General features: G+C 64.4%; 6 protein-coding genes. 5 read left to right on the top strand and 1 reads right to left on the bottom strand.

What is annotated here, in order from left to right; genetic code table 11:
• The 5 genes from VIR09_RS04895 to VIR09_RS04875 form a co-directional block, all read left to right on the top strand.
• On the top strand, nt 1-562 hold a 562-nt coding region (locus VIR09_RS04895; RefSeq protein ID WP_332011857.1), incomplete at its 5' end, for an ABC transporter substrate-binding protein.
• Nucleotides 563-694: 132 nt separating this feature from the next.
• On the top strand, nt 695-1,666 hold the full coding sequence (locus VIR09_RS04890) for an ABC transporter permease (protein ID WP_332011856.1): 972 nt from the start codon (nt 695-697) through the stop codon (nt 1,664-1,666).
• A 10-nt stretch (nt 1,667-1,676) separates the two neighbouring features.
• Nucleotides 1,677-2,603 carry an ABC transporter permease gene (locus tag VIR09_RS04885; protein ID WP_013390916.1) on the top strand — a complete coding sequence of 309 codons (927 nt, stop codon included), beginning with the start codon at nt 1,677-1,679 and terminating at the stop codon, nt 2,601-2,603.
• Between the two features lie 7 nt (nt 2,604-2,610).
• Nucleotides 2,611-4,338 carry an ABC transporter ATP-binding protein gene (locus tag VIR09_RS04880; protein ID WP_332011855.1) on the top strand — a complete coding sequence of 576 codons (1,728 nt, stop codon included), beginning with the start codon at nt 2,611-2,613 and terminating at the stop codon, nt 4,336-4,338.
• Nucleotides 4,339-4,363: 25 nt separating this feature from the next.
• A complete protein-coding gene (locus VIR09_RS04875) occupies nt 4,364-5,572 on the top strand; it encodes an amidohydrolase family protein (RefSeq protein WP_332011854.1) in 1,209 nt (402 codons plus the stop codon).
• A gap of 105 nt (nt 5,573-5,677) precedes the next feature.
• Here the strand turns inward: VIR09_RS04875 and VIR09_RS04870 are convergent, their stop codons facing one another.
• Complete coding sequence (locus VIR09_RS04870) at nt 5,678-7,150, bottom strand: YdgA family protein (protein ID WP_332011853.1); 1,473 nt, start codon at nt 7,148-7,150, stop codon at nt 5,678-5,680.
• Between the last annotated feature and the right edge of the window lie 304 nt (nt 7,151-7,454).

The raw sequence follows: 7,454 nt of genomic DNA, 5'->3' as shown, positions 1-7,454 counted from the left end.
GTACAAGCCGGATCCCGAACGCGCCAAGAAGCTGCTGGCCGAAGCCGGCTATCCCAAGGGCTTCACGGTCACCATGGACTGCCCGAACGACCGCTACGTCAACGACGAAAAGGTCTGCCAGGCCGTGGCCGGCATGCTGGCGCGCGTGGGTATCAAGATCAATCTGCTGGCGCAGACCAAGTCCAAATACTTCGGCAAGATCCTGCTGCAGGCCGGCAACCAGACCAGCATGTACATGCTGGGTTGGACGCCCAGCTCCACCGACGCGCACAACACGCTGCTGAACCTTACCTCGTGCCGCAACGCCAAGACCGCGGCCGGGCAGTTCAATCTGGGCGGCTACTGCAACAAGAAGGTCGACGAGCTCACCGACAAGATCGGCGTCGAAACCGACCAGGCCAAGCGCAACGCCATGATCAAGGAAGCCTTCGAGATCGTGCGCAACGACTATGGCTATCTGCCGCTGCATCAGCAACCCATGTCCTGGGGCGTGAAGGACAACATCAAGGTCATCCAGCGCGCCGACGACGTGCTGGACCTGCGCGATGTTGTTCTGCCGTAATCCCTTGTCGTGATCTCCTGACGATGTGAGCCCCGGGCGGCAGAAGCCGCCCGGGCGCGCCCGGCCCAGCCCCGCTTCCCGCTTGCACCGGAAACGCGGCCCGGCGTTATCTGCAAACGAGGGCACTCCATAATGCTTTCCTTTATTGCGCAACGACTTATCCAGTCGGTGCTGGTGATGTTGACGGTGGCGCTGATCGCGTTCTCCATGTTCCGCTATGTGGGCGATCCGATAGCCAGCATGGTGGGCCAGGACACCACGCCTGAGCAACGCGCGGAATTGCGCGAACAGCTGGGCCTGGACGACCCCTTCGTGGTGCAGTACGCGCACTTCGTGGCCAATGCCGTGCGCGGCGACTTCGGCATGTCCTACCGCCATCGCCGGCCCGTCAGCGAGCTGCTCGAAGAACGCATGCCGGCTACGCTGGAACTGTCCTTCGTGTCCGCCGTCATGGCGCTGGCCCTGGGCATACCCATGGGCATCTATACCGCGCTCAAGCGCCACGGCGTGCTGTCCAAGACCTTCATGGCGATCTCGCTGGCCGGCATCTCGCTGCCCACCTTCCTGATCGGCATCCTGCTCATCCTGTTCTTCGGCGTGCAGCTGCGATGGCTGCCCAGCTTCGGGCGCGGCGACGTGGTCAGCCTGGGATGGTGGACCACGGGCTTCCTGACCAAATCAGGCTGGCTTGCGCTGATCATGCCCGCCATCACGCTGGCGCTGTTCCAGATGACGCTGATCATGCGGCTGGTGCGCGCCGAAATGCTGGAAGTGCTGCGCGCCGACTTCATCAAGTTCGCGCGCGCCCGCGGCTTGCCGGAACGGCTGATCAATTTCCGCCACGCGCTGAAGAACACCATGGTGCCCGTCATCACCATCACCGGGCTGCAACTGGGCTCCATCATCGCCTTCGCCATCATCACGGAAACCGTGTTCCAGTGGCCCGGCATGGGCTTGCTGTTCATCCAGGCCATCAGCATGGTGGACATCCCCGTCATGGCGGCCTATCTGGTGCTGATCGCCTTCATGTTCGTAGTCATCAACCTGGTCGTGGACCTGCTGTATTTCGCCGTGGACCCGCGTCTGCGCGTGCAGAGCAAGTAAAGGACTCATCATGATTGCTCGCATCGCTCCCTTCTTCGCCCGCGCGGCCGACAGCGACCTCTGGCACAGCTTCAAGCGTTCGCCCGGCGCCATCATCGCCGCGATCGTCACGCTGGCCATCCTGCTGGGCGCGCTGTTCGCGCCCGTGGTCGCGCCGCACAACCCCTTCGACCTGGCGTCCCTGAGCATCATGGACGCCAACACGCCGCCGTCCTGGGAAGAGGGCGGCAGCCCCGACTTCCTGCTGGGCACCGACGACCAGGGCCGCGACATCCTGTCGGCCGTGCTGTACGGCTCGCGCGTGTCCCTGCTGGTGGGCTTCGCTTCCGTGCTGTTCTCGATGGTGCTGGGCGTGACGCTCGGGCTCATCAGCGGCTATGCCGGCGGTCGCGTGGACAGCTTCATCATGCGCATCGCCGACGTGCAGCTGTCGTTTCCCGCCATCCTGGTGGCGCTGCTGATCGACGGCGTGGCGCGCGGCCTCTTGCCGCGCGACATGCATGACCAGCTCGCGCTGTACGTGCTGATCTTCGCCATCGGCATATCCGGCTGGGTGCAGTACGCGCGCACCGTGCGCGGCTCCACCCTGGTGGAGCGCAACAAGGAATACGTGCAGGCGGCGCGCCTCATCGGCATCGGCCCCTTCACCATCCTGCGCCGCCACATCCTGCCCAACGTGATGGGACCGGTGCTGGTCATCGCCACCATCCATCTGGCCATCGCCATCATCACTGAAGCCACGCTCTCGTTCCTGGGCGTGGGCGTCCCGCCCACGGCGCCGTCGCTGGGCACGCTGATCCGCATCGGCAACAGCTACCTGTTCTCGGGAATGTGGTGGATCTCCATCTTCCCCGGCATCGCGCTGGTGGCGCTGGTGCTGTCGGTCAACCTGCTGGGCGACTGGCTGCGCGACGCGCTCAACCCCAAGCTGCGCTGAGGATGCCATGGCCCTGTTGAACATTGAAGACATCCGCATCGAATTCCCCAGCCGCCGCGGCACACTGGTGGCCGTGGACGGCGTCTCGCTGTCCCTGGAAAAAGGCGAGATCCTGGGCGTGGTGGGCGAATCCGGCGCCGGCAAGTCCACCATAGGCAATGCCGTGATCGGCCTGCTGGAAGCGCCCGGCCGCCTGGCCGGCGGCGCGGTGCTGCTGAATGGCGAGCGCATCGACACGCTGAACCCGGCGCAGAAACGCAAAGTGCGCGGCCGCCGCATCGGCATGATCTTCCAGGATCCGCTGACCTCGCTGGACCCGCTGCAGACGGTGGAAAGCCAGCTGGTCGAGACCATGCAGGTACACCTGAACCTGTCTCACGCCGAAGCGCAGAAGCGCGCCGTGCAATTGTTGGCGCAGGTCGGGATCGACCAGCCGGAACTGCGCGTCAAGCAGTACCCGCATCAGTTCTCCGGCGGTATGCGGCAACGCGTGGTGATCGCGTTGGCGCTGTGCTGCGAACCCGAAGTCATCATCGCCGACGAGCCCACCACCGCGCTGGACGTGTCGATTCAGGCGCAGATCCTGGAACTGCTCAAGAAGCTGTGCCGCGAAGAGCAGGTCGGCATGATCATCATCACGCACGACATGGGCGTGATCGCGGACGTGACCGACCGCGTGGCGGTGCTGTACCACGGCAAGCTGGTTGAACAGGGCCCCACCTCCAAGATCCTGGGCGACCCCGACCATCCCTATACGCGCAGCCTGATCTCGGCCGTGCCGCGGCCCGACATCAAGCTCCGCCGCTTCCCTCTGGTGACCTACATCGAGGACGTGAAGAAGCCGACACAGCCGCTGGATCTGGCCACGCACTGGCTGGGGCAACGCCGCGACTTCGGCGCGCGCAGCGGCGGCCCGCTGGTGCAGGTCAACGACCTGAGCATGCGCTTCGTGTTAAAGAGCGCGCTGCTCAAGCGCAACCAGCGCACGCTGGACGCGGTCAAACGCGTCAATTTCTCGATCGGCGAGGGCGAAGTCTTCGGCCTGGTGGGCGAATCCGGTTCCGGCAAATCCACCGTCGCGCGGCTGATCTCCGGCCTCTATACGCCCAGCGAAGGCTCGGTCAATTTCGGCGGCACCGACCTGACCGCGCTCAAGGGCGAAAAGCAGCTGAATCCGTTCCGCCGGCAGATCCAGATGATCTTCCAGGATCCCTTCTCCTCGCTCAATCCGCGCATGCGGGTGCTGGACATCGTGGCCGAGCCGATCCGCTTCCACAAGCTGGCGGCCAGCGAGGCCGAAGCGCGCCGCATCGTGGCCGACCTGCTGGACGTGGTTGGCCTGGGCGACCGCGCCGCCGAGCGCTTTCCGCACGAATTCTCGGGCGGGCAGCGCCAGCGCATCTGTATCGCGCGCGCCCTGGCCACGCGCCCCCGCTTCCTGATCTGCGACGAGCCCACCTCGGCGCTGGACGTCTCGATCCAGGCGCAGATCTTGAACCTGCTGAAGGACCTGCAAGAGGAACTCGGGCTGACCATGCTGTTCATCAGCCACGACCTGCCGGTGATCCGCCAGATGTGCGACCGCGTGGGCGTGATGCGCTATGGCGAACTGCTGGAAGTGGCCAACACCGAAGACCTCTTCGAACGTCCACAACATCCCTACAGCCAACACCTGCTTGGCCTCATGCCCCGCCTCCAATCCATGTCCCGCGAGGGCCTGGACGTGGCGGGGTAGCGCCAGGCGCAACCCGGAGCGAGACATGACGGCGACACGACAGACCCTGTTCATAGGCGGCCAGGTTTTCGACGGCAAGGGCAAGCTGCTGCCCAACCATGGCGTGCTGGTCGAAGGCCGGCACGTGGCGCGCGTGGCGCCCGCCGGCGAATTCTCCGGCTACGCCGGCGCCACCGTGCGCACCGACGGCATGACCCTGATGCCCAGCCTGGCCGACTGTCACGTCCACCTGGTCTACACCGGCGGCGCCGACCCCAACGCGCAACTGAGCAAGCAAGGCCCGGCGCAGATCACGCTGACGGCGCTGGAGAACGCCCAGGCCAGCCTGCGGGGCGGCGTCACCGCGCTGCGCGATTGCGGCGGCAAGGACTACCTGGAATTCGGCGTGCGCGACGCCATCGCGCGCGGCGTGTTCCCGGGCCCCACGATCAAGGCCTCGGGCCGCATCATCTGCATGACGGGCGGCCACGGCAACCGCATCGGCCGCGTCGCCGACGGCTGTGAGGACGTGATCAAAGCCGTGCGCGAACAAGTCCACGCGGGCTGCGACCTGGTGAAGATCATGGCCACGGGCGGCGTCATGACGCCGGGTGTCAGTCCCATGGACGCGCATTACAGCTTCGACGAAATGAAGGCCGGCGTGCACGAAGCCAAGCGCTTCCGCAAGAGCACCGCCAGCCATGCCCAGGGCACGCTGGGCATCCTGAACGCGGTGCGCGCCGGCATCGATTCGATCGAGCACGGCATCTTCATGGACGACGAGTGCCTGCGCGAAATGCTGGACGCCCAGACCTATCTGGTGCCCACCATCGCCGCGGTCCGCAACATCGTCGCCAATGCCGACAACGGCATCCCCGCCTATGCGGTCGAAAAGGCGCGCGCGGTGGAACAGCGCCACCGCGAGTCGTTCCAGATGTACTACAAGGCGGGCGGGCGCATCGCGCTGGGCACGGATGCCGGCACGCCGTTCAACCTGCACGGCGAAAACGCCATGGAACTCGCCTACATGGTGGAGTTCGGCATGACGCCCGTGGATGCGCTGATCGCCGGCACCTCACGGGGCCATGACCTGATGGGCATGGACCAGCACGGCATCATCGCCGACGGCAATGTGGCCGATCTGCTGCTGGTGCAGGGCGACCCCACCGCAGACATCATGAAGGCGGCCGACAAGCGCTTCCACGTGGCGGTGCTGCGCAACGGCGAAGTGGCGGCGGGCGCCTTGCCGCTCTGAAGCGCGCCGGGCCGGCGGTACAAGCCGAGGCCGGCAAAGAAAAAGGCCGCCGCGCCCAGGGCGCGGCGGCCTTCGATACCAGCCGGTGAGTGTGATGCGTCCGACTTAGCGGGCGCCGCCCATCGCGCCGCTCATGACCATCATCAGGAACTGCTCGACCGGCATCTTCTTGCCGTTGAAGTCGACCTGGCCATCAGCGTAGTTCAGGTAGGTCACGATGTTGTTGTTCTCGACCTTGGCCATGCCCATGGCGGTGGCCATGGTGCCCACCATTTCAGCCTGGCCCTTGGCGGTCTGCTGAGCCTGCTCGGCCGGCACGCCACGCACCTGGGGCTCGATGGCCATCAGGTCGCTCAGGTTGCCCTTGGACAGCACCAGCTTGGCGTTGAGCTTGCGGATCGTCTGCATCAGCGTATCGGCGAATTCACCGTCCAGCGATGCCGGCTTGGCCATGTCCAGATCCAGATTGAAGGTCGACGTGCCGTTGGCGGTACGCACTTCCAGCGGCGATACCGCCAGCGTCGGGTTGCCGGCCAACAGCAATTCGACGTTGGTCTTGATGACCTGCTTTTCCTCTTCCGTGAACTGGGGAGCCTGCTCCTCGCCCTTGCTCTGCATCATGCGGCGCGAAGCCGCTTCATAGACGTCGTTCAGGGCCTTGAAGGCCTTCGAATCCAGCTTCTGCGCATCCATGACCAGCTTCAGGCCGGCCATGTCCTTGTCCTGCACATTGATCATGCCGAAATCCATGGCCATCTTCACGCCCATGAGCGAATTGGCTTCCGTCACGTCGACGGCGATCACGGTGTCCTTAAGCTGGACCGGCGGCTTTTCCTTGGACGTGATGGTCCAGTTCTTGAGGCCGACCTTCTGGCTGCCCACGTACATGTCGTTCGAAGCCGGCGTCATGTCGCTGGTCATGGTCAGGCCGGTCAAGGCCATGCTGACGATGTCGCTGTCTTCGGACTGGCCCGCCAGCGCCAGACTGTCGGCCTTCAGCGCGATCGTGCCGTGCTTGCTGCCGGTGGCGTAGGTCACGTCGCCCTTCATGCCCGAGAACTTCAGGCTGTTGGCGTCCTTGGCGAACTCGACGGGAGCCATGTCGAAGTTGCCGCTGATGTTCTTGGCATAGCTGACGCTATAGGCGCCGGACAGGGGAACCGCGCCCTTGGCGGCGGCGAACCATTCCTTGACCAGGGGCGTCTCTTCCAGCTGGAAGCGGCTGGCGACCATGGCCGGAGCGAACGAGCCGGACTTCAGGTTCGACAGCGGGAAGGGGCCGTGATCCAGGTGCTCGACGAACACGATTTCGTGTTCGATGGCCGGCTTGCCGTCGGCGGCGGGCTCGGTGACCTTCACGCGGTAGCGTTCGGTGGACGTGAACACGCCGCGTTCGAACGACATCAGTTCGACCACGGGGGTCACACCCCATTTCTCACCGACCTTCTTCAGTTCAACGTTGGCCTGCTCGATCGATTGCTTGACGAAAGCCTCGGCCTTCTGGCCCGTATACCAAGCCGCGCCGGTCCAGACTGCGCCCAGCGCGACGACTACGCCCACTATTGCCGATTTTTTCATTGCAATCCTTTATTCTTCAAATGGATGAAAGCGGACGGATTATAGGGATTGCGGCCTAGGGAAAACACTTATTTCGTGCAAAGGCACTGCAATATGTTACTTAGCGATACAGGCTGACCCCTTATTGTGGGTGCTGCAGCGCCACATCAGCTACAATCGCCCGGTGTGCTTTGCCAATCTGCACACGTCCGCTAGGCCCTTCGCTGCCAAGCTTCGCCCATCAGGGCGCTTCCCTTTTCTCCTTATTCGTCCGCCTGGATTGGAGTCTCTCAACTTGAGCGACGGGCTGCCGCTGGAGTTGTTT

It is taken from the genome of Achromobacter sp. (assembly GCF_036567245.1).
GTDB lineage: Bacteria > Pseudomonadota > Gammaproteobacteria > Burkholderiales > Burkholderiaceae_B > Achromobacter.
The sequence above is the reverse complement of the archived record's forward strand: the minus strand, read 5'-3'. Positions and strand labels throughout refer to the sequence as shown.

Coding starts and splice junctions, on each gene's coding strand:
- VIR09_RS04890 (WP_332011856.1), top strand. CDS start 695: ATGCTTTCCTTTATTGCGCAACGACTTATCCAGTCGGTGCTGGTGATG.
- VIR09_RS04885 (WP_013390916.1), top strand. CDS start 1,677: ATGATTGCTCGCATCGCTCCCTTCTTCGCCCGCGCGGCCGACAGCGAC.
- VIR09_RS04880 (WP_332011855.1), top strand. CDS start 2,611: ATGGCCCTGTTGAACATTGAAGACATCCGCATCGAATTCCCCAGCCGC.
- VIR09_RS04875 (WP_332011854.1), top strand. CDS start 4,364: ATGACGGCGACACGACAGACCCTGTTCATAGGCGGCCAGGTTTTCGAC.
- VIR09_RS04870 (WP_332011853.1), bottom strand. CDS start 7,150: ATGAAAAAATCGGCAATAGTGGGCGTAGTCGTCGCGCTGGGCGCAGTC.